The following is an 18,895-nucleotide window of genomic DNA, read 5'->3' as shown; positions in this document are numbered from 1 at the left end:
CAGATCAATTCTATGCTCACTCGATAGACCAAATCGCATCCTAAAATGCTTAATGACACGAGAAGGAGGACATAACTTATCCCTCAAAAATTCGTGTCTTGACAATGGGGGGCATTACATATAGCTTGTTGATTGGACAGTGATATCTAAAGCTATTGAAGATGTAGCGAATATGGATACAACCCAAAAGATCAGGAATAAGGATTCTAGACGCTCAAAAAACTCACCGGGAACACTGACTTCCCGAGCAAGCTCCAATGTGGGATATACAATATTTTGAGTAACCTCATAGGAGAAGATTCCGATCGTGAAAATGTAGATCAACAAATAAGTAAACATGGAAAGCAAAACGGCAATGGTGGCCAGTTTTGGCGCCTGATTAGGTTTTCTCATTAAAGCCCCATAAAATAGAATAGATTCAAAGCCAAGAAATGAAAAAGCAGTTTCCTTCGCCCCCATCATCAGCTCATGAAAATCGGTATTAAAAACAGGCTGCAGATTCGTAAACGTAAATAAATTAATACTGAGCAATAAAAAAATGCCAGTAACGATTAGCACGAAAGGAAGAAACAAGACAGCCAGTCGAATGATCCCAATCCGTGAGCCTGATACGGCATAAATAACGACGAGTAAAAACGACAATAAGATGATTTCAAGAGGAGTCCGTTCAAACAGAAATTGCTTCGACAGCTCCGCCATTGACCTGGTTATATAGGAGGTGAATGTTAAAAAATAAACGGTATATATAAAGGAAACCAAATAGGCGATTGGTTTAGCAGTCAAGGTTGCCGTATAATCAAAATAATTTCTTCGGTTGATTCGAACTGCGAGCTTACCAAGCATCCATGCAAGAAGGAGTGCTGCAGTGCCTCCCATCAAAATGGAAATCCAGCCATCAGTTGAATTTGTAGCTAAGGCGATCGTACGGGGCAGCGTGAGAATGCCAATCCCGATTATTAATGAGCCAATTGTGAACACCGTTTCTTTTGGGCCAATACGTTCATCGCCATATTCCCAGCTTTTCATGCTCATCAGCTTCAATCTCCCTACGGTTTCATACGATTTTCATCCTCGGTCTGCAGCATTTCCGGCCTCTTCTTAAGAAAGTTTACTGGTGCGCGCAAAATAAAGTCCTTCCAATCCTGCAGTAGCATTGGCGAGATTGGTGTCGAATACGGCATACCAAAGCTTTTTAGATTTACGATATGAATACATATCATTAGAAACACTAAAATTAAGCCAAACAGGCCGAAACAAGATGCGGCAAGCATGACAACAAAGCGCAGTATTCTCGTCAAAATGCCAAAGGAATAGGCAGGCAGCGTAAACGACGCAATCGCTGTAACGGCTACGACAATAACCATGACTGGACTTACAATGCCAGCGGAGACGGCTGCCTCGCCAATGACGAGGCCTCCCACTATTCCAATCGTTTGTCCTATCGGCTTAGGCAGCCGAACACCGGCTTCACGTAATATTTCTAAAGTAGACTCCATCAAAACCGCCTCGATAAAGACCGGGAACGGAACTCCTTCTCTTGCAGCCGCGATGGAAAATGCAATATTCGAAGGAATCATTCCGTGGTGGTATTCCGCTAATGCGATATAAAAACCAGGAAGAAAAGTCGCTAAAAATGCCGAAATCAAACGAAGCAGCCTAACTAAAGTAGACAACAGCCAAGGCTGATAATAATCCTCGGGCGATTGTAACGCCATGGCTATGGAAATCGGCAAAATCAAATTAAAAGGCGTGCCGTCGACCAAAATACCCACTCTGCCCTGCAGTAAAGAAGAGGACATGCGATCCGGTCGTTCCGTATTCATAACTTGCGGAAATGGCGATAGAAAGCTGTCGCTGATCCACTGCTCAATAAAACCCGAGCCTTCTGCATCATCAATGTCAATTGTAAGGAGCCGTCTTTTTACTTCTTGAACAATGGCCGGATGAACAACGCCTTCAATGTAGGTAACGATAACCTCCTTCTTAGAGCGTGCTCCGATCATATAGGAATCCATTCTCAAATGAGGATCCCGAATACGACGGCGTATTAGTGAAGAGTTGGTTCTAATATCCTCTGTAAACCCATCCTTTGGACCACGAATGAGCGATTCGGTCTGAGGCTCCTGTATTGACCTCCTTATCCAGCCTTTGCTGCCAATCACTAACGCACGGTCCGCACCGTCCGCAAAGAGGCAAGTGTCTCCTGAGAGGATAGCAAATAAACACTGCTCTATGCCGTAAACAACCTGAACCTCCTGCAGCGGCAGGACTTCATCCTTTAAGATTTGCAAAAAATGGTTGGCATCTGCAGTTTCTTTAGCCGTATCATGATAGCGAAACTCAATAATGGGTTTCATCAAGTATTCATGAATCAATGTCTTATCTATTAAACCGTCGATACTAAGAAGAATACAGGTTCGGCCCGTTTTTCCTGCTTCTACTTCCTTTGTTATTAGATCACCGGGAGATTGTAAGATTCCATGAATGCTGTTTACATTATCCTTCATGCTAGTAGATAACAAAGCCTGATTGGAACTTTCATGCTCTGCCTTATGACCGGAGGATGAATTTCTGAGCATAAACTTGAGCCTCTTCACGCTGCACCACTTCCCTACTGTTATTTATTAATTATTTCCTTAAGCGTTTCACTTGAAACGTCATTTTAACCAAAAAAAAGACTGCTTCAGCAGATGCTGAGCAGCCTTAATCGAATACTTTTCCAATCCTGATATTCTATAGTTCCTTTTCAGCGGAGGGTAAACGAAGCACGACCTTCGTACCTTTTCCGATAGCGCTTTCAAAAGTGATCTTGCCTCTAATTGCCTCAACAATACGAACCGTAACTAGTACGCCCAGCCCAGTGCCAGTGTCCTTTGTGGTGAAAAAAGCCGTACCGATATTGTCTAATTCCTCTTTACTCATTCCTTTTCCTGTATCAATAATTTCAATAATTATCTCTTCAAACCGATAATAGGCATTGACCATTACTTCACCCGTATCCGGTATCGCTTCAACGCCGTTCTTGATCAAATTCAATAGCACTTGTGACAGCTTTGGCTTATCCGCCCATACATATAAATCCGTTTGGTTGCAGTTTAATTGGATTTGGACATTTTGGATTAATCCATAGGAATTCATCATCTCCAAGGTGCTGCCCAGAAAGTTGGATACCTCGATTAATTCAAGGTGGTCCGAGTGCGGCTTTGCCAGATTTAAATAATCGGTAATGAAAAATCGGCCCTGTCCAATTCCTCTAAAGCGATTATCAAGTAATCCTTTTTCTTATCATCTACCGATTCCTTTAAAAGCTGTAGAAAACCTTTTACAACCGTTAGCGGGTTTCGCACCTCATGCGCAACGGAAGCCGCGATTTGACTAACAATCTTCAGCTTTTCACTGCGTTCCAGTTCAAGCTTCAAATAAGCGGTTTCGATGAGATGCTCCTTTAGCATGGTTGATATTCCCATACCGATTAATGATGCCGCAGTGAGAACCGTCGCAATCATTAAGCTGTATGCTTGATGCTCTATGAAATACTGTAAATTATTTATGTATAAGACTGACAATGACCGCGTTTACGGTTGCAAAGCATAAAAAATCAAACCTAGCAGAATCAAATGTCCAATCAATCCTATAAATCTATGAATATACTAGACTAACTTAGCAATGAGGTGGTGGTTAGGATGGGTTTCGGAGGCATTAAGAAGAAAAGCGTTTTAGTTATTTTCGTTAAACCGGGTCAAAAAGTTTTGATCATTGGGAAGAAGCATCGGAAATGGAAACATGATTGCTAATTTTGAACAGAGCATAGCTAACAGAGTTAATGGAGGTGTCCAAGCATGCTTCAGCTTAACGGAATCGTAGGCGGTAAAAAGGATATTGCGGTTGGTCCTCGCAAAACTATTCTTTTGCAACAAATGGTTATCGCAGTAGAAAACAATCAAAAGCTGACTTTAAAAAGTCTAAATTTCTTATTCAACAATGATGCTTTTGCAATTAAAATCGAAGCGAATCCAACTCCCGGCAAATTTGTTGCGAAAGGCGGTTTTGGCGACCTCAAGCCTAATAAGGTGCTTTTCAATAACAATACCGGTGATGGAATCATCATTTTTCTAACGATAAGCGCCGTAAACTTAGCCAGAAACACACGCACGCTGAGCCGTTCCGACAGCTGGTTACTCGGCCTATCCCGTTGCTCGAATCGTTTTCCTAAAGTGCCAATCCAGAAGAAAAAAAGTTACACAGTGAAGAAAAAGATTTGATGATAACTATCAAGCAGTCTAGATCAGGTAAAAAAACCTGCTAGGCTGCTTATTTTCCGTTGTTCAGCGCAAGTATTTTCCCTAGGCTAATCACACGGAAAAAAGGCCACCGGAACAAACACCCAATCATCTACGCTCAATTTCGCATACATTACTGAGTACTCAACACGCAAGGAGGTGCTTTTATACCATGTCCGGTCATGTAGGTGGTGCTTTTACTAACACTGGTACAATTCTGGTGCTTTTCATACTATTGGTGATTATCGCTTGTAGCTGCGGCGTATTCGGCAAAGGCTACTAAACAAAAACAAAAAAGGCCATCAGCTAACTGAGGGCCTTTTTTACGTTGCAATGGAAACATAATCAAAAAAATATAAGAATTTACCGAAATATATTTTGTTTATTTAAGCCAAAATGTTACACTAAACAAGGAAATAATGGAATGCCTAAGAAGCATAAATGATGAAGGAGTGAATGTAATGTCCCTAGAAGTATATTTGAACTTTAATGGAAACTGCCGAGAAGCCGCAAATTATTACGCACAAGTTTTTGGATCAGAAGTCACACATTTCACGACCTTTGGTGACATGCCCCAACACCCTGAATATGTGCTGCCAGAGGAAGCGAAAAATCTTGTCATGCATGCACGCGTAAATATTATGGGAAGCACGGTCATGTTCTCTGATGTATTTCCAGGAATGCCTTTTATTGAAGGAAATAATATCAACCTTACCGTAGTAAGCAAAGACGAAGATGAAGTGAGAGTCCTGTTTAACAAACTTGCAGATGGCGGTAAGATTGGGATGGAGCTTCAAGAAACCTTTTGGAGCAAATGCTACGGCCAGCTCACAGATAAGTTCGGCATCCACTGGCAGTGCAGCCATGAGAGTGGAGAAGTCATTGCATAACAATTAAAACATAACAAAAAAAAATGGAGCTTTTCCGATGGCGAAAAGCTTCATTTCTTTTATATTTGGTTATATTTATTTAATGACCCTCCAACGCTCTTGCCATAGCATCCAGCTTGAGAATGGTTTTCCAATTTCTAGCCGTAGCTGGCAGCAGCTTCTGAAATTTTTTGGTAAGCTTGGAGTCTAATATGCTCTGTCTGTAAAGAAAGTAGATTTCTTTTCCTTCAATCAAGTATTCGTCTTCGCCTTGTTCGACTTCCGGTAATCTATCCAATTGTTCTTGAGACGGAGCTTCTTTTAATAAGGTAAGATGGATGCTTTGTTTGTCTTCCAGCACAACCGTCTTAAACGGTGAATGGTCGATAATGCACGCAAGCTCTAATGCTGATCTCACGAAGACAGCAATATTGAATCCAAAGACGCGGCTGATCTCCTTTTCGATCTTTTCCTCCAATGCAGCGGCGTTCTCTTCTGCTTCAAACATCACGTTCCCGCTGTTTATGTACGTTTTCACTCGCTTGAAGCCCATTGCTTCAACCATCTGTTTGAGCTCTGTCATTTTGATCATGTTATGCCCGCTCACATTGATGCCACGCAATAACGCAAAATAAATAGTCATCAATAAACTCCTTTCTAGCGAATGAATAATAATTTAAATAGTCACTATAATTATACCTTGAGCACACAGGCTTGTCCTACAAAATCATGGCATCTTTGCATTTCATTCGGCTAAAATACCGCTGCGGCATATTTCGTCAAATATTCCTATAAACTGCACCTATCGTTTGACATACTTTTTCAGCAAAATCGTTTATTCTTGTCTTGTTCTTATGCAAGCTTACAACTAAATATGACTATTATTTTATAAAGAAAGAGGAGATTACTGATGCTGATCAAAAAGAAAACGGACATTACATTTATTCTTGAGAATTTTAACACTTTGGCTCAATGGGATGAGGTAGGCGAAAAATTTTATTTTGTTTTTGATGACCGGAAACGCGGAGGTCAATGGACGTTAATGAGCTACGGAGAGGATCGGTACAGCGTACACGGGCTTGGTCAAGACTACTGGGATCAAAGCGAATATTTCTTCGATGAGCAAAATGAAATTCTCTCTTTTCTATGGGAAAATAGGGCTGCTTTCAATGCCGCGCTTAAACCGACCTCGATGTGCAGCTAGTTTGTATCTAGGACGTACGGATAATAGTCCGGTTGAAAGCATTACATATGCAAACAAAAAAACACACCCATCTATGCGTGTGTTTTTTTATTGTTTTCCCCCTATTCCTTATATACCAACCTCTGCTGCAGCATAGTGGCCAAATCCTCTGGATTATCCCAAATGAGCGGACGAACAGGTTGTGCATGGACGTAGGAATCGACACCTTGGCTGCTCTTCATCGTCCATGTGACCGGGATATTTCTGCCAAGCGCATAGCCTGCCGCAAAATAAACCTCCGGCGCGTGATAAGTAATATCGGCAATAATCAGCTTGCTGTCCGAAATTTCGGTAATGGATTGCGCTTCACTATCTTCCCTATCCGCTTGTTGAAATAGTCGAGGCAAAAATCCGCTTTGCTCTATTTTCGGAAATATGCTCTCCAGCCATTCATTGCGGATCCCCTGATCTTCCGGCAACAAAACGTAACAAGACTTCAGCTTTCTTCCTCCTGCACTCGCAGCCGCTTCATTCCAGCCTTTTTCCGTTAGCTTGAAGGTCATCCCTTCTCGTATCAACAATTGGGCTTCTCTTAGCTTCTCAATAATATAGACAAGCTCCTGCAAATTTGGCGAATACGTCAAGTTATAATTATTTGCCAAAGGCTGGATAACGACCGACTCGCCTGGCGCTACGGAATTCCGGTAGACATATTGCAGTAACCGGGCCTCCTTATCCTCAACGGATACTGGAATGGTTGGGGCTTTTTCAATGGCTTCTAAATCCTCTATGGTCAATGTTACCCTCTCGCCGCAATCCGAGTGTTCCCTGATGTATCCTGAAATAAGAGGAAAACGTTTATTTTTTACGGAGTAGGATAATGAATTTATTGCCGAATAATGATCGCTAAGCAAGCTGTAATAGCTGCCCGGTGAGCAGTTACAGCTTAGATATCGGTCATACTCCCCTTTTACCTCGATTGGTACGATCTCTGAACAAAACAAACATCGCTTTTTCTCCATGCTGACTCATCCCCCTATATCATCTATCTTTCGCACATCTTATCTGATAATAGGGGGAAGAGGGATTAATATTTTTTAATATGCCAATTTAATCCTCATCTCTGTAATCATGCTTTGACTCATGCTGGGCAATAAGACGGTAGATCTTTTCTGTCTCTCCATTCCGATCGTCAATTTCTCTATAAATATCAATTAACGGAGGCGGTGGCGAATGCTTTAGATTATTTTGATTCAACCGCGCGTCGAATATGCTTCTCCCCCACATGCGAGAATGATAGCTCTTACTTCTGGCTTCAGAAGAGTGATTAACACCATTAAATTTAACTATGATTTTAAGTACCACTACAGATATTAGCATCATAACTCCGGATTTCAAGTTATCGGTTAAACCAATAACAAGCACTGAAAAAATGATGGCTGGAATAATAAAAAGAAGCGTAAATAGGAAAATGACAAGCTTCACAAATACTCTTCCGACCTCATCCATGGCATACTCCTTTATTCATTAGTTACCGTACTATAAGATATGCGGAAAGAGGTTATCCCTATTTTCAAAAAAGCATTTGCAACCCATTTTACCAGACTAACAAAATAAAACAGGATGCCGTGAGTATCACTCGGCATCCTGTTTGTATAATTAATCAATTACCACTCTACGCCCCAAGCTGATTCATAACCTTTATTTACGGTGCGCTGCGAACCAGCATCATTCCGCGAATCCTTAAAGGCGTAGTCCGTTCCCATATAATTTGCAAAATGCTTGCTTTCTTGTCTGCGGATTCTGCGTGCTTCCTTCCGCTCGGGCGCTGTGTCAAACAACAAACGCTCCTCATCGGATTCCGCAATGACACCAGGAACCTCCGTTGGTTTGTCATCCTCGCCTAGAGCGACAAACGTCAAGAAAGAGGTGGCGCAAACCCTGCGTCCGCCTGTCAACAGATCTTCCGTCACGACCCGGACGAAAACCTCCATCGATGTTTTGTGCGACCAGGTAACGAAAGCCGATAAGCTGACCGCGTCGCCTTTCTTCACAGGATACAAAAAGTCTACAGAATCCGTTGAAGCCGTTACAACGGGCCTACGCGAATGCTTCGTTGCAGCGATCGTTGCCACATCGTCAATATAGGCCATTAATTTTCCGCCAAAAATCGTACCGTGATGATTCGTATCGGGTGGAAGCACAATCGATTCCTTTATAGTCAAAGAGGCAGATGCCGGTCTTGATGCGACGGGTTTAATCATAAGTTCTAACCTATTCATGGTAACACCTTTTTTCTTGTTTGATTTTTTTGATACGGCTAAGTTTACACCCCCTGGACATATAGGTAAAATACATATATCGAATAGTTTTCATTCCTTTTCACTATACTTGCTGTAAAGCAGACCTGATGCGGATTTCTGCTCTTATGCAAAGGAGCCACTCTCATGGATCTCAAACATTTAAATTATTTCGTAGCCGTTGCCGAAGCGGGAAGCTTCACGCAGGCGGCGCGAAAACTGCATGTAACCCAGCCTTCATTGTCAAAAATGGTTCGACTGTTAGAGGAGGATCTAGGCGTACAGCTAATCGACCGTTCTGCCAAACAAATCGAATTAACGGATGCCGGATTAACCATTCTTCGGTCAGCCAAACAAATCATCCAATCGTTCGAAGATATGTCTAGCGAGCTTGAAGAAGTGATAACATTAAAAAAGGGCACCCTTCGCCTCGGCATCCCTCCAATGGTAGGAAGTTATTTCTTGCCTTCCGTCATTGAGAAATTTTCTACCCACTATCCTCAAATCAAGCTGCAAGTTATTGAACAAGGCGGACAAAGCTTAGAACAGGATATTCTTCAGGGGGATCTGGATTTCAGCATGGTTATTCTTCCGGTGAAAAACGAGGAAAGGTATCATGTCTTGCCCTGCATTAATGAAAATTTACGGTTGGTTGTTCATCCCGAACATAAGTTGGCTGAGCAAACGAATATACAAATGAGTCAGCTGGAGCATGAATCATTCATCATGTTCCGCAATGACTTTACGATCCATCATTTGATTAAAGAGCATTGCGAAGCAGCAGGATTTGAACCGAAGATTGTATTTGAGAGCTCACAGTGGGATTTCATGACCGAAATGGTTTCAGCCAAATACGGGATTACCTTGCTGCCTGAGGGCATTTGCTTACAGCTTGACGCTAAACGCTATTCTTCCGTTGCTGTCGTCCAGCCCGCCATACCATGGCAGTTATCCATGATCTGGCGCAAGGACAAATACCTCTCCTTTGCTTCACGAGAGTGGATTCGTTTTGTTAAAACGGAACTGATTGAAATGTAATAAGAGAGGTTATTATCAGGAGTCAAAACACAAATGAGTGCAGAGGAAGTTGGCTCTTTTATTCGGATAGGTTTCCTTTCCATGAAAAACGCCTAACTTCCGTTGGCGTTTTGCCCGTATGCTGTTTGACCATTCTCGCAAAATGAAACGTAGATTTAAATCCGCATCTCAGCGTAATTTCAGTAATCGAAAGACCGGTATGCGTCAAAAACTCGAGCGCTCTCAACACCCGATAACGCCATAAGTATTTGATCGGTGTCGTCTTCTCATTCATTCGAAATAAACGAACTAGATGCTCAGGCGACACACCGCCATGATCTGCCAGCATAGTTAAAGTTAGTTCATTATGATAGGTGCTGTGAATCAAGCTTTTTGCCATTAAAATCGATGGATGTACCTCCTCAAGCTCTCGCTTCCGTGTCATTTCTGAAATATACAGCAGAAGCGCCGACATTCCTAAGCTGCGCAAAACATCACTATTCGATGGATGATCGGATTGTAAGGAAAGCATTACATCTGTTAATCGATTTAACTCCTCGGAGATCGGTTGAAACAGAGGCAGCGCCTCGAAATAAGCGCTCTCCTCTATCGATAAAGGGCTAAGATGAATCGATATCCAGCGATGCCATGTCTCGCCTCGATTAGAAAAAGTAAAATGCTCATGATGTCCGGGCTTAAGCAATACGACAGAGCCAGGCATTATGACATGCGCTGTTCCGTCAATTTCGATCTTCATCTCGCCCGAATGCAACAGCACCAGTTGGATATCATCCTGCACCCGAGGACCGTAGCGTCCGCCAGAAGGATAGAGGATGGTCCCCGCCCAAGCCATTTTTATGTTGTTGTAGGATAGCATACTTCGTGAGCTGTTCATTCTTTATACCTTCCTCATCCCCTTGGTCTCTTCATCGTTCATGCATTATTATTTTACTCTTCCTTCATCGTTTTTTACCATAGCTCTGACTTCGGGGACGACAGCCATTAAACCAATGTGTATTTCTCGCGAAGGTCCTCGCGAAGCGTCACAGCCGAATCTTCGCGAATATAATGGCAGACGTACGAACGGCGCCAGCGATCTATGCTCCGGTTGCGGTTCGAGGAATGAATCAACAGCTCATGAAAAAATAAAATATCTCCTTTTTCCATAATGACCGGAATTTGCTGCGATAAATCTATGCCTTCGGTTTCGTCCGTCCACTCCTCATGCTCCTCCAGGTTTTTCACCTTGCCATGCGGCAGGAGTCCAAGCTTATGCGTACCCGGAATGATCCACAAACAGCCGTTTTCAACGTCCACCTGCTCTTCCATCGCAATCCAAGCTGCAACCATCGTCATGGGATCATTTTTAATATAATAATAATCCTGATGCGCCGCTTGGCCAGGAGAGCCAGGCTCTTTATAGAAGAACATGCTTTGTACGCAAACCGCTTCCTTTTCCATTAGTTGAGCCAAAGCGCCCCGTACGACCGGAAGCTTCATCACCTGTCGGGAAAAACTGTCATGCTGATGCGGATTAAACAAACGCGTAGAATAGCGGGCTTTCTCTGAAGTGCGCGCCCAGTCCGGCGTTTCGTCCAGCGGAGCTGAACGAAGCTCAAAGATGTGTCTGTTAAAAGCATCGATTAAATCAGCACTGCAGCCTTTTTTGATAATAATATAACCGTCTCTTTTGTATTGCTCCAGCTGTTCATTTGAAAGCGGCTTCAAAAGTTCGGATTGCGTAGAAATCATAGTTATAATCCCCTCTCCAATTAGCGAATATGCTCGACGCCGTTTTGGTGCGCCGTTATACTTGTATCATACTGCCGCACGCGCTGTTCAACAATGGCTCTAATTATCAACATTGTGTCTGTGATTGATATTCACCGCAAAAAAAGAAAGCCGCAATATCTATTGGGCTTCCTTGCTTACACTCTTAATAATCATGACTACCTAATAATGCGCTTATCCTTAGCTGCCTTAAGCCAGCTTGGAAACTCATTTAATAGAAGATCATAAAGCACCTCGTCCGAAACGGCGGCAATGTCATCCAAATGAATAAAGTTAGCGTTATCCACGATTCTCCCTTCCATCGTATCCAATTGCTTCAGCACTTCGAAGTCAGATTGGCCAATGCCAACGAACTGCCAGAAGATCGGATGGACGGAAGCGGCGGTGATTACCTTCTTAATCGGCTTCACTACGCCGCCATCATTAATAAAAATTATAAATACTGGAATTCCGTCATCTTCTTCGACCGTATATTTCCGAATAACGTCTTCCATGACCGGCGGTTCGTTATTGCGTCCAAACTTATGAATTTCATTATTATTTAATATCTTATTTTGCACATAATGGCCAAAATCCCGTTCTGTTACCGAGGGTAAGCGGCTAAAGTGCGTGTCGTATACCCATACATCAAGTGTGCCGTTATCATCGAATTTACTTGCAACGGCCAATATCCGCTCCACGACTTCCTGCACGGTTCCATTTTTGTATAAGGTTTGCATCGATCCCGTTATGTCGAGAACAATGCCTACCTTAGCAACGACATGGGTCAGCTTTTTTTTCTCCAACGTAATATGAACGAGCTTTTTTCGCAAATCAATTGGCGTTTGAACCATCTCTTCTACAGCTGCTGCAACTTCCGAAGCCTCTTGTTCAATCTCAAGCCCAAAGCTTGTGCATAACGCTTCAAGCCCGCCATAAAATCCACCGCTGACCGCGTTGAATTTCCACTCGCCGCTATGTCTGTACAATTCACCGACAACTACTGCTGTTTCCATCGTAAATTCAGCGCCATATTCGTAACGGAGCAGCTCTTCACCATTGCTTTCTTCTATGAGCCGAACATATAAGCTGGACACATCCTGCATAAAATGTCCTTGTCGTTCGCCTTCATGTATGGTTACCGTAAATGCTATTTTCGCGGTAGAGTCCGGCACGCGCTGCAGGTTTATGGAAATCGCTTCTAGCTCAGCGCCATGTAATAACCCCGTATGAGATGCAGCCCCGCTGCGAGCGACTGGATTTCCGTAAAAAATAAAGTCCTCATCTCTTTCACAGCGATTCCTTTCCGATAGAAGGAACGCAGCAGCATCAATGCTGATTGAAGAGTCTTTAATTGTCCATCCGAAAAGCAGCTTTATCGTTGTGAGTTTACGTCCCTTCGTGACATCTACCTTTTGACCTTTTGCCAGCAGCATGCAAACAGCTCCGTTTCATAGGCTATTCTATCGCCCCAAATTAACATTCCAATCCTGAATGACTTAGAATTGGCTTCTATTATTATAACCGATCTACAACAAGTCGGTAGATCCTATGTCAAGCCGAAGCCCATTAAACCACCAACTGCCCTTTGCTCTCGGCTATCCCGATTGGATTCACGCCGATTAACGGCCGTTCTCTTGCATATTTTAATGTGTTGGCAACAAGCCCGTCTTGCCCGATGACTACGACGGTATCCTGCTCGTCGAAATATCCTGGAATGCGATTGCGATAAGCTTATTCGGCTCCATGCTCATGTTCGCCATCGACTGCAGCACATAAGGCTTTCGCTGCGCAAGCTTATTGGGGTCATCCGACATATAGGCTCTCTACTTCAAATTGTACGTATAGTTCAAAAGTTGAATCATTTTCTTAAAATCGACGATGCGATAAGTCAATTGTCCCTGAACCGTGACCGTCTGATAGTCATGCGTCATTTCTTCGAACATGAAGGGAACATCAATTGAGGATGTCGGTAAATAAATACCTAATTTTTCCATTTTCATGACCTTAGCCCCCCCTCCAAACTATCCATTTTTTATGAAAGTTTCGTTTACAAAAATGCACATTTAATATAAAATTCTTTATAACGAACGTAAAGTTCGCAATGAATGCTTTGTTGGGGGAGGTGTTGACGTCATGTCCAAATTCAAGAAAATCTTATGTCTTACGCTGCTCATAAGTGTATCTATGTTCCCCGCTTCCGCTTTTGCTGCATCAAGTAAAGATACATCCAATAACAAAAAAAGCTTTTTATCCAGCATATTTTCCGTATTTACAGTAACGAAAAGTAACAACAGCAATAACAATCAGCAAAACAACAGTAACAATCATTCCAATTCAAACTCGTCCAACAATTATAAGGTCAATAAGGATTGGGATTCAAAAGGCTGGTTTGATTGGTTGGACGATGATGATTGGTGGGATGAAATCAATTGGTGGGATAAAAACAAATATGATTCCTTCAAAATTTGGGAGCGTTATTATTGTTACTAATGGTAAAATCAGAGGAGAACCGCAAGCAAAAGCCTGCGGTTTTTTTCGATTTCATGCGCATAGAGGAAAAACTCGCTTTTTGTCGAATTTATGCAATGATGATGTTTAACAGATCATAAATTTTTGCGAAAAAAAGCGATATTGCCCTACAAAGACATGTCGTTTTCTCTATTAATAAGTTTACTAGCCCAGTCGGTAAGCTTTGCATTCCAGCTTAACTGCAATAACTGCTACCCAGTCATCGAAAGCACGCATCATTCGCCCTGTTTTATTTTCACGTTTCAAGCTCCTGTAATCCTGAAGCAAAGGAACAAGCCAGCTGCTCAGCGGAGAAGCCGCATTTCCTATCGAGTATCGCACCTCGCAGCCTTTGGCATGCGGCTTAAGCTCATAATCATTGCGGTACCACCAGCCGCCAAATACGGTGAAGTGACCGTTTGCGGCATCAATATCCATATAGGCAACACGTATGGCCTCCGACTCGCTGCCCGTATAGACCGTAAATAATTGCGGTCCGCCTTTGATATGCAAAACTCCCTCGCTGCCCGATGCTCCCGTTAACAGCAGGGGCAAATGGCTTGCTGTTATTCTCCCAGTAGGCATAGTCGCAAGATATTGGACGACCTCTTCATACGGCTTTTCGATTACGCCGGTAAATGAAATCAATGGTTTCACAGCTGTCCCCCCTTACTTCAGTACTTCCATTTTGACATCATTCACCGGACTTAAACTCGCGCCAAGGCCCGAATTCTTTCTCCGTCTCAAGGCTGAGATTTTAACATAATCAATTTTCGGACTATCCGGTTAGCGCTTGGCATTCGCGAATCTGTGTATGCCGAAATCGGTTACCGACGAGTTTAGAATCGCCTCTTTTAACGGGTGCAGGTTCGGAGTAAATCTTACCTCTATATTAAGCTCTATTAATCTTTCTAAAAGATTATTTACCGGTTCGACCTCGAGGGGTTTAACGGTTTGAGTGGATATATAGTAACCGGCGAATTCATCGAATAATCGAAAAGAACCTGCAGGCATCGTATATTTGAAAACGGTCGTGCTCATTATTCGCTCGTACCAAGCCGTTTCAACCGTAACGACAATGTTTGAGGCAGTCAATCCAAAAAACTTGTCGTTGTCGTCATCGGTCAAATCGTTCGTTCTCGTATACACGATCCTCGGACAATTTCTGGGAAAATAAAAGGTAAATTTATGGGCATCATCAATCGCCCATACGACCGGGGGCATATCCCTGCGATTTTCTTTCACTCTAGGCACGAAAATATCGATGCCGCTTTCTTCGCTGAAATGAAACAACTTCATTGCATATTCCTCCTTTTGAGAATATAGCCGACTTTCCTTCCAAAAAAATGATAAAATAAACGAGAACAAATTGAAAGGCGGAGAAACGATGCAGCATACTTTTATTATTGAACCCATAACGTACATGCCCTTCGAGAGCGAAGCAGAGCAAATAGAAAAATGCAAGGAATGGGGCTTGCTTTCCGAGAAGGCCGTCAAAACAAAGGCTTTCTTCTATAAAGGACACGGACATCATCTGACCTGCAGCATCATTGGTTTTGTGGATAAAATGACTGCGGTTATTTCATTCGACAATGAGCAGAAGCACTGCATTCATCCTTCCTATCTAAAGGAAATGCAAGCTGCGAATTACGGACAGAGAACAGCCGTCGCTTCTGAAGAACCCGAAACCCCGGCGCCTGAAATTACGGAAACCAGCAGCAATGACGCCGCCTATGAAACAGCGATGAGCGCCGAGCAAGATTCGAGTTTGAAGGCAGTATTGCCAAATGAAGAAACAAATGAGGAAACAACTGAGCAAAAACCGGCGGCAAAGAACCCTCCGAAAGAAAAAACAAAAAAAGAAAAGCAGCCAAAGCTGCAGCTCCCTGAAGAAAAGGTCAAAATAACAGCAACCGTAAAAGAATTTACGACAGTGCCTAACAATTTTTCAGACACGGAGGATGAAGTCGTTATTTATGAAGCGGTTGCCATCGAGGATCCCGCGATCACCGTAGGCGATGCATGGTCCAGCCATAGCGCAACGCTAAAGAAGTTTGAGTTGGAAATTGGCGATATCCTTCATTTCGAAGGCAAGATCGTCGCGAAAAAGCTGACGAAGCACCCCATTCCTTACAAAATCAATAACCCTGCGAAAATTCAAAAAGAAAAACCGGAATAACGATGGAAAGAGGCTGCAGCTTTAAACCGAGAAAGGTTTAATCTGCAGCCTCTTATGTTATAAATGCTGAAATATTGGATTGATTAACGAATACGGTAGCTTAGATCATTCCAGCGCAGCTCGTTACGAACGCTGCGAACGCTCGAGTTTTTATCGATAACAACCGTTTCAATGCCAACCTGATCCGCCCAATCCACCAGCTGCTCCGTAGTAACAACGTATGAGAATACGGTATGGTGAGCGCCGCCGGCATAGATCCAGCTCTCGGCTGCGTCGCGAAGCGATGGCTCCGGCTTCCATAGCACGCGGGCAACAGGAAGCTTCGGCATCTCATGAGTCGGTTTGACAGCGTCTACTTGGTTAATAATCAACCGGAAACGGTTGCCTAGATCAATGAGTGATGCATTAAGGGCAGCGCCAGAGCGTCCGTCAAATACAATACGCGCTGGATCAGCCTTGCCCCCTATGCCAAGCGGATGAACTTCGATTTTCGGACGGCTGTCCGCAATCGTAGGACAAACCTCAAGCATGTGAGAACCGAGTACAAGCTCATTGCCCTCTTCAAGATGATAAGTGTAATCCTCCATGAACGAAGTACCTTTGTTGTTTGCAATCAGCTTCATGAGACGCGTAAGCGCCGAAGTTTTCCAGTCGCCTTCGCCGCCGAATCCGTAGCCTTGCTCCATCAAACGTTGAACGGCTAGTCCAGGAAGCTGTTTCATGCCATGCAGATCTTCAAAAGAAGTCGTGAATGCGGAGAATCCGCCTTCCTGCAGGAAGCTTTTGAGGCCCAGCTCGATGCGGGCTTGCTCGCCAATCGAAGCCCATGAAGCGGCATTGTTGCGTGTTTCGGACGAAATATCATATTGATCGCCATACTCTTCCAGCAATTGCTTCACTTCTGAATCAGAAACCTCATTCATGCGGGCAACTAAATCGCCAATGCCGTAGCCATTGATTGACCAGCCGAATTTGATTTGTGCTTCTACTTTGTCGCCCTCAGTAACGGACACTTGACGCATATTGTCACCGAAACGAGCGACTTTTAAGTGGCGTCCCTCGTTAACCGCGATCGCAGTCCCCATCCAGCTGGCAATACGCGAACGGGTAACCCCATCCTCCCAATGACCAGTAACGACTTTACGCTCAAGGCCAAGGCGGGAGAAGATATGACCGAATTCACGGTCACCGTGTGCCGATTGGTTCGTATTCATAAAGTCCATATCAATGGATTCCCAAGGGATATCCCGGTTAAATTGGGTATGAAGATGCAGCAAAGGTTTGCGCAGCTCTGACAAGCCGTGGATCCACATTTTTGCTGGCGAGAAAGTGTGCATCCAAGTGATAATGCCGGCGCAGCTCTCGTCCGCTTTCGCTTCGATACAAAGCTTATAAATATCTTCGGGAGTTGTTACTACAGGTTTGAATACGATCTCAGACGTAAAAACAGAGTCCTCATTCAATGCAGCCGTAATGATGCGCGAATGCTGTGCAACTTCCTCTAGAGTTTCTGGACCGTACAAGTGCTGACTGCCGGTAACAAACCAAAATTGATAAGGCCTAACTTGTAACATTGAAATGTTTCCTCCTTTAGTTTTGCGAATGCAAAACAACTTCGTAAGCATTCACTTTAGTTTTGCGAATGCAAAACAACTTCGTAAGCATTCACTTTAGTTTTGCGAATGCAAAACAGCATTCACTACTTTTTGCGAGTCAATAAGCTTTCATGCAATGGAATTAACTATTCTAGCTTTTTAACTTGTACGGACATTAGCGCAAGTTATTATGGGTATGACGCCGCACTTGTACATACAACTTAACTTACGTTTATCATACTCCGAACGTTAAATCTTTTCAATATCATTCTCTTAAATATTAAAATTGATCATTAAATTTGTTCCAAACGGTACGTATAGCGGCAAAACGAACAACGAAACAGAACACTTTTATCACCGATCGTGAAGGTCAGTCTCTCATCATCTTCGATTTCAATAAATTCTCTGCCCTGCTCATCCCGGTCTCCTGTCGCAAACATTACCGTTTTATTTCCGCACTCACACTCAAAACTCATCATAAATGAACCGCTCCTCTTTTTTTGTAAGTAGTATGGATAATCATAATAAGACTGATGACAGCCACCCCCGCTGCATAGCCGCCCAAAATATCCGTTATGTAGTGAACATGAAAATAAACACGGCACAGACCCATCATTGCTATGAGAGAAATAACAATTGCGGCACTCCATGCCTTCGCACCGCGCGACAATCCTCTTGCTTCAATTATGTTCCATGCGATTAGTCCGAACATTGCCATGGCCAGCATCGCATTTCCGCTCGGAAAGCTCGCCCCGTCTGCCTCGATCCCCCAAGAAGTCGATGGCCGCGCTCGATCGATCCACATTTTGATCAATAAATTAAGTCCGAAAGCCGATGCCACGCCTATCAGAATGTAAGCGCCTCGCCTCCACCCATTTTTCCAGCCTGCAATAAGGCTAGCTGAAAGTGTTATCACTACGATAGCTATGGTTGAACCCAAATAGGAAAACACCTTAAAAACAGAAGTTAAACCGTCACTCCTTATACTTCCCATCAACGCTTCCGCTGATTGATCTAATGCATTGCCATCCTTCTCGGGGATAGCTGCTGCTAGAATGGCAACCAGCACTGCGCTCACGAATAACGAAATAAGCCACCCTTTCTGCTGCTTTCGAATAAATACCAGCCTCCATTTCCATAGGTTTCATTGCTTCATTGTGTTAGCTTCGATATAATTATCGATGACATTTA

At 43.3% G+C, this 18,895-nt stretch carries 23 protein-coding genes and 3 pseudogenes; 6 read left to right on the top strand and 20 right to left on the bottom strand.

Features of this window, described 5'->3' with window-relative positions:
* Positions 1 to 114: 114 nt before the first annotated feature.
* The 4 genes from RCO25_RS25170 to RCO25_RS25155 form a co-directional block, all read right to left on the bottom strand.
* The gene (locus tag RCO25_RS25170; protein WP_308998857.1) at positions 115 to 1,032 is read right to left on the bottom strand and encodes a GerAB/ArcD/ProY family transporter; all 918 of its coding nucleotides are present in this window, start codon (positions 1,030 to 1,032) and stop codon (positions 115 to 117) included.
* A gap of 14 nt (positions 1,033 to 1,046) precedes the next feature.
* Positions 1,047 to 2,579: a spore germination protein gene (locus tag RCO25_RS25165; protein WP_308998856.1), complete on the bottom strand. Its 1,533-nt coding sequence runs from the start codon at positions 2,577 to 2,579 to the stop codon at positions 1,047 to 1,049.
* 154 nt (positions 2,580 to 2,733) lie between these two features.
* Positions 2,734 to 3,141: an ATP-binding protein gene (locus tag RCO25_RS25160; protein ID WP_308998855.1), complete on the bottom strand. Its 408-nt coding sequence runs from the start codon at positions 3,139 to 3,141 to the stop codon at positions 2,734 to 2,736.
* 71 nt (positions 3,142 to 3,212) lie between these two features.
* Positions 3,213 to 3,506, bottom strand: coding sequence for a histidine kinase dimerization/phospho-acceptor domain-containing protein (locus tag RCO25_RS25155; protein ID WP_308998854.1), 294 nt, complete (start codon positions 3,504 to 3,506; stop codon positions 3,213 to 3,215).
* Positions 3,507 to 3,839: 333 nt separating this feature from the next.
* Between RCO25_RS25155 and RCO25_RS25150 the strand changes: the two genes are divergently transcribed.
* Together RCO25_RS25150 and RCO25_RS25145 are read left to right on the top strand one after the other, a co-directional pair.
* Positions 3,840 to 4,262, top strand: a complete 423-nt coding sequence (locus RCO25_RS25150; protein WP_308998853.1) for a hypothetical protein — start codon at positions 3,840 to 3,842, stop codon at positions 4,260 to 4,262.
* Between the two features lie 479 nt (positions 4,263 to 4,741).
* Positions 4,742 to 5,170 (top strand): VOC family protein, encoded by a 429-nt coding sequence (locus RCO25_RS25145; protein ID WP_308998852.1) that lies wholly within the window; start codon positions 4,742 to 4,744, stop codon positions 5,168 to 5,170.
* 79 nt (positions 5,171 to 5,249) lie between these two features.
* Here the strand turns inward: RCO25_RS25145 and RCO25_RS25140 are convergent, their stop codons facing one another.
* A complete protein-coding gene (locus RCO25_RS25140; RefSeq protein WP_308998851.1) occupies positions 5,250 to 5,792 on the bottom strand; it encodes a DUF1697 domain-containing protein in 543 nt (180 codons plus the stop codon).
* Positions 5,793 to 6,059: 267 nt separating this feature from the next.
* Here RCO25_RS25140 and RCO25_RS25135 point away from each other — a divergent pair, with 267 nt between their 5' ends.
* Positions 6,060 to 6,353: a hypothetical protein gene (locus RCO25_RS25135; protein ID WP_308998850.1), complete on the top strand. Its 294-nt coding sequence runs from the start codon at positions 6,060 to 6,062 to the stop codon at positions 6,351 to 6,353.
* 101 nt (positions 6,354 to 6,454) lie between these two features.
* On the opposite strand, the gene RCO25_RS25130 is transcribed toward RCO25_RS25135, so the two are convergent.
* The 3 genes from RCO25_RS25130 to RCO25_RS25120 form a co-directional block, all read right to left on the bottom strand.
* A complete protein-coding gene (locus RCO25_RS25130) occupies positions 6,455 to 7,354 on the bottom strand; it encodes a hypothetical protein (RefSeq protein ID WP_308998849.1) in 900 nt (299 codons plus the stop codon).
* 88 nt (positions 7,355 to 7,442) lie between these two features.
* Positions 7,443 to 7,841: a hypothetical protein gene (locus tag RCO25_RS25125; protein WP_308998848.1), complete on the bottom strand. Its 399-nt coding sequence runs from the start codon at positions 7,839 to 7,841 to the stop codon at positions 7,443 to 7,445.
* A 158-nt stretch (positions 7,842 to 7,999) separates the two neighbouring features.
* Complete coding sequence (locus RCO25_RS25120; RefSeq protein WP_374992161.1) at positions 8,000 to 8,614, bottom strand: acyl-CoA thioesterase; 615 nt, start codon at positions 8,612 to 8,614, stop codon at positions 8,000 to 8,002.
* Between the two features lie 165 nt (positions 8,615 to 8,779).
* Here RCO25_RS25120 and RCO25_RS25115 point away from each other — a divergent pair, with 165 nt between their 5' ends.
* Entirely contained in the window at positions 8,780 to 9,670 is an 891-nt protein-coding gene (locus tag RCO25_RS25115) for a LysR family transcriptional regulator (protein ID WP_308998847.1), read from the top strand.
* Between the two features lie 58 nt (positions 9,671 to 9,728).
* Here RCO25_RS25115 and RCO25_RS25110 read toward each other — a convergent pair whose 3' ends face one another.
* The 7 genes and pseudogenes from RCO25_RS25110 to RCO25_RS25080 form a co-directional block, all read right to left on the bottom strand.
* Positions 9,729 to 10,544: a helix-turn-helix transcriptional regulator gene (locus tag RCO25_RS25110; RefSeq protein WP_308998846.1), complete on the bottom strand. Its 816-nt coding sequence runs from the start codon at positions 10,542 to 10,544 to the stop codon at positions 9,729 to 9,731.
* Between the two features lie 107 nt (positions 10,545 to 10,651).
* Complete coding sequence (locus RCO25_RS25105) at positions 10,652 to 11,401, bottom strand: phytanoyl-CoA dioxygenase family protein (RefSeq protein WP_308998845.1); 750 nt, start codon at positions 11,399 to 11,401, stop codon at positions 10,652 to 10,654.
* A gap of 197 nt (positions 11,402 to 11,598) precedes the next feature.
* Positions 11,599 to 12,273: a vWA domain-containing protein gene (locus RCO25_RS25100; RefSeq protein WP_308998859.1), complete on the bottom strand. Its 675-nt coding sequence runs from the start codon at positions 12,271 to 12,273 to the stop codon at positions 11,599 to 11,601.
* 63 nt (positions 12,274 to 12,336) lie between these two features.
* Positions 12,337 to 12,855: pseudogene (locus tag RCO25_RS25095) on the bottom strand (TerD family protein); the annotation flags it as partial.
* A gap of 172 nt (positions 12,856 to 13,027) precedes the next feature.
* A pseudogene (locus tag RCO25_RS25090) lies at positions 13,028 to 13,126 on the bottom strand (sugar kinase); the annotation flags it as partial.
* Positions 13,102 to 13,236, bottom strand: coding sequence for a hypothetical protein (locus RCO25_RS25085; protein WP_308998844.1), 135 nt, complete (start codon positions 13,234 to 13,236; stop codon positions 13,102 to 13,104). The pseudogene RCO25_RS25090 and the gene RCO25_RS25085, both read right to left, overlap by 25 nt.
* Before the next feature lie 12 nt (positions 13,237 to 13,248).
* Positions 13,249 to 13,401: pseudogene (locus tag RCO25_RS25080) on the bottom strand (SPFH domain-containing protein); the annotation flags it as partial.
* A 154-nt stretch (positions 13,402 to 13,555) separates the two neighbouring features.
* Here RCO25_RS25080 and RCO25_RS25075 point away from each other — a divergent pair.
* Positions 13,556 to 13,912, top strand: coding sequence for a hypothetical protein (locus RCO25_RS25075; RefSeq protein WP_308998843.1), 357 nt, complete (start codon positions 13,556 to 13,558; stop codon positions 13,910 to 13,912).
* 183 nt (positions 13,913 to 14,095) lie between these two features.
* Here the strand turns inward: RCO25_RS25075 and RCO25_RS25070 are convergent, their stop codons facing one another.
* Together RCO25_RS25070 and RCO25_RS25065 are read right to left on the bottom strand one after the other, a co-directional pair.
* The gene (locus RCO25_RS25070; protein WP_308998842.1) at positions 14,096 to 14,587 is read right to left on the bottom strand and encodes a hypothetical protein; all 492 of its coding nucleotides are present in this window, start codon (positions 14,585 to 14,587) and stop codon (positions 14,096 to 14,098) included.
* A 129-nt stretch (positions 14,588 to 14,716) separates the two neighbouring features.
* The gene (locus RCO25_RS25065) at positions 14,717 to 15,229 is read right to left on the bottom strand and encodes a DUF6886 family protein (RefSeq protein ID WP_308998841.1); all 513 of its coding nucleotides are present in this window, start codon (positions 15,227 to 15,229) and stop codon (positions 14,717 to 14,719) included.
* Between the two features lie 88 nt (positions 15,230 to 15,317).
* On the opposite strand from RCO25_RS25065, the gene RCO25_RS25060 reads away from it, so the two are divergent.
* Positions 15,318 to 16,109, top strand: a complete 792-nt coding sequence (locus RCO25_RS25060) for a hypothetical protein (protein WP_308998840.1) — start codon at positions 15,318 to 15,320, stop codon at positions 16,107 to 16,109.
* A gap of 83 nt (positions 16,110 to 16,192) precedes the next feature.
* Here RCO25_RS25060 and araA read toward each other — a convergent pair whose 3' ends face one another.
* The 3 genes from araA to RCO25_RS25045 form a co-directional block, all read right to left on the bottom strand.
* On the bottom strand, positions 16,193 to 17,683 hold the full coding sequence (gene araA, locus RCO25_RS25055; protein ID WP_308998839.1) for an L-arabinose isomerase: 1,491 nt from the start codon (positions 17,681 to 17,683) through the stop codon (positions 16,193 to 16,195).
* Between the two features lie 314 nt (positions 17,684 to 17,997).
* On the bottom strand, positions 17,998 to 18,183 hold the full coding sequence (locus tag RCO25_RS25050) for a hypothetical protein (protein WP_308998838.1): 186 nt from the start codon (positions 18,181 to 18,183) through the stop codon (positions 17,998 to 18,000).
* Complete coding sequence (locus RCO25_RS25045; RefSeq protein ID WP_308998837.1) at positions 18,180 to 18,782, bottom strand: phosphatase PAP2 family protein; 603 nt, start codon at positions 18,780 to 18,782, stop codon at positions 18,180 to 18,182. The genes RCO25_RS25050 and RCO25_RS25045 overlap by 4 nt, the downstream gene beginning before the upstream one ends.
* Positions 18,783 to 18,895: the final 113 nt, after the last annotated feature.

Origin of the sequence: Paenibacillus sp. LHD-38, from assembly GCF_031157315.1 — a bacterium.
GTDB lineage: Bacteria > Bacillota > Bacilli > Paenibacillales > Paenibacillaceae > Pristimantibacillus.
This window is presented reverse-complemented; position numbering and strand designations above follow the sequence as displayed.

What these genes read in the sequence shown, in the direction of transcription:
- RCO25_RS25170 (WP_308998857.1), bottom strand. Translation starts at nt 1,032, where the DNA reads ATGAGCATGAAAAGCTGGGAATATGGCGATGAACGTATTGGCCCAAAA.
- RCO25_RS25165 (WP_308998856.1), bottom strand. Translation starts at nt 2,579, where the DNA reads ATGCTCAGAAATTCATCCTCCGGTCATAAGGCAGAGCATGAAAGTTCC.
- RCO25_RS25160 (WP_308998855.1), bottom strand. Translation starts at nt 3,141, where the DNA reads ATGATGAATTCCTATGGATTAATCCAAAATGTCCAAATCCAATTAAAC.
- RCO25_RS25155 (WP_308998854.1), bottom strand. Translation starts at nt 3,506, where the DNA reads ATGATTGCGACGGTTCTCACTGCGGCATCATTAATCGGTATGGGAATA.
- RCO25_RS25150 (WP_308998853.1), top strand. Translation starts at nt 3,840, where the DNA reads ATGCTTCAGCTTAACGGAATCGTAGGCGGTAAAAAGGATATTGCGGTT.
- RCO25_RS25145 (WP_308998852.1), top strand. Translation starts at nt 4,742, where the DNA reads ATGTCCCTAGAAGTATATTTGAACTTTAATGGAAACTGCCGAGAAGCC.
- RCO25_RS25140 (WP_308998851.1), bottom strand. Translation starts at nt 5,792, where the DNA reads ATGACTATTTATTTTGCGTTATTGCGTGGCATCAATGTGAGCGGGCAT.
- RCO25_RS25135 (WP_308998850.1), top strand. Translation starts at nt 6,060, where the DNA reads ATGCTGATCAAAAAGAAAACGGACATTACATTTATTCTTGAGAATTTT.
- RCO25_RS25130 (WP_308998849.1), bottom strand. Translation starts at nt 7,354, where the DNA reads ATGGAGAAAAAGCGATGTTTGTTTTGTTCAGAGATCGTACCAATCGAG.
- RCO25_RS25125 (WP_308998848.1), bottom strand. Translation starts at nt 7,841, where the DNA reads ATGGATGAGGTCGGAAGAGTATTTGTGAAGCTTGTCATTTTCCTATTT.
- RCO25_RS25120 (WP_374992161.1), bottom strand. Translation starts at nt 8,614, where the DNA reads ATGAATAGGTTAGAACTTATGATTAAACCCGTCGCATCAAGACCGGCA.
- RCO25_RS25115 (WP_308998847.1), top strand. Translation starts at nt 8,780, where the DNA reads ATGGATCTCAAACATTTAAATTATTTCGTAGCCGTTGCCGAAGCGGGA.
- RCO25_RS25110 (WP_308998846.1), bottom strand. Translation starts at nt 10,544, where the DNA reads ATGAACAGCTCACGAAGTATGCTATCCTACAACAACATAAAAATGGCT.
- RCO25_RS25105 (WP_308998845.1), bottom strand. Translation starts at nt 11,401, where the DNA reads ATGATTTCTACGCAATCCGAACTTTTGAAGCCGCTTTCAAATGAACAG.
- RCO25_RS25100 (WP_308998859.1), bottom strand. Translation starts at nt 12,273, where the DNA reads ATGGTTCAAACGCCAATTGATTTGCGAAAAAAGCTCGTTCATATTACG.
- RCO25_RS25085 (WP_308998844.1), bottom strand. Translation starts at nt 13,236, where the DNA reads ATGTCGGATGACCCCAATAAGCTTGCGCAGCGAAAGCCTTATGTGCTG.
- RCO25_RS25075 (WP_308998843.1), top strand. Translation starts at nt 13,556, where the DNA reads ATGTCCAAATTCAAGAAAATCTTATGTCTTACGCTGCTCATAAGTGTA.
- RCO25_RS25065 (WP_308998841.1), bottom strand. Translation starts at nt 15,229, where the DNA reads ATGAAGTTGTTTCATTTCAGCGAAGAAAGCGGCATCGATATTTTCGTG.
- RCO25_RS25060 (WP_308998840.1), top strand. Translation starts at nt 15,318, where the DNA reads ATGCAGCATACTTTTATTATTGAACCCATAACGTACATGCCCTTCGAG.
- araA (WP_308998839.1), bottom strand. Translation starts at nt 17,683, where the DNA reads ATGTTACAAGTTAGGCCTTATCAATTTTGGTTTGTTACCGGCAGTCAG.
- RCO25_RS25050 (WP_308998838.1), bottom strand. Translation starts at nt 18,183, where the DNA reads ATGATGAGTTTTGAGTGTGAGTGCGGAAATAAAACGGTAATGTTTGCG.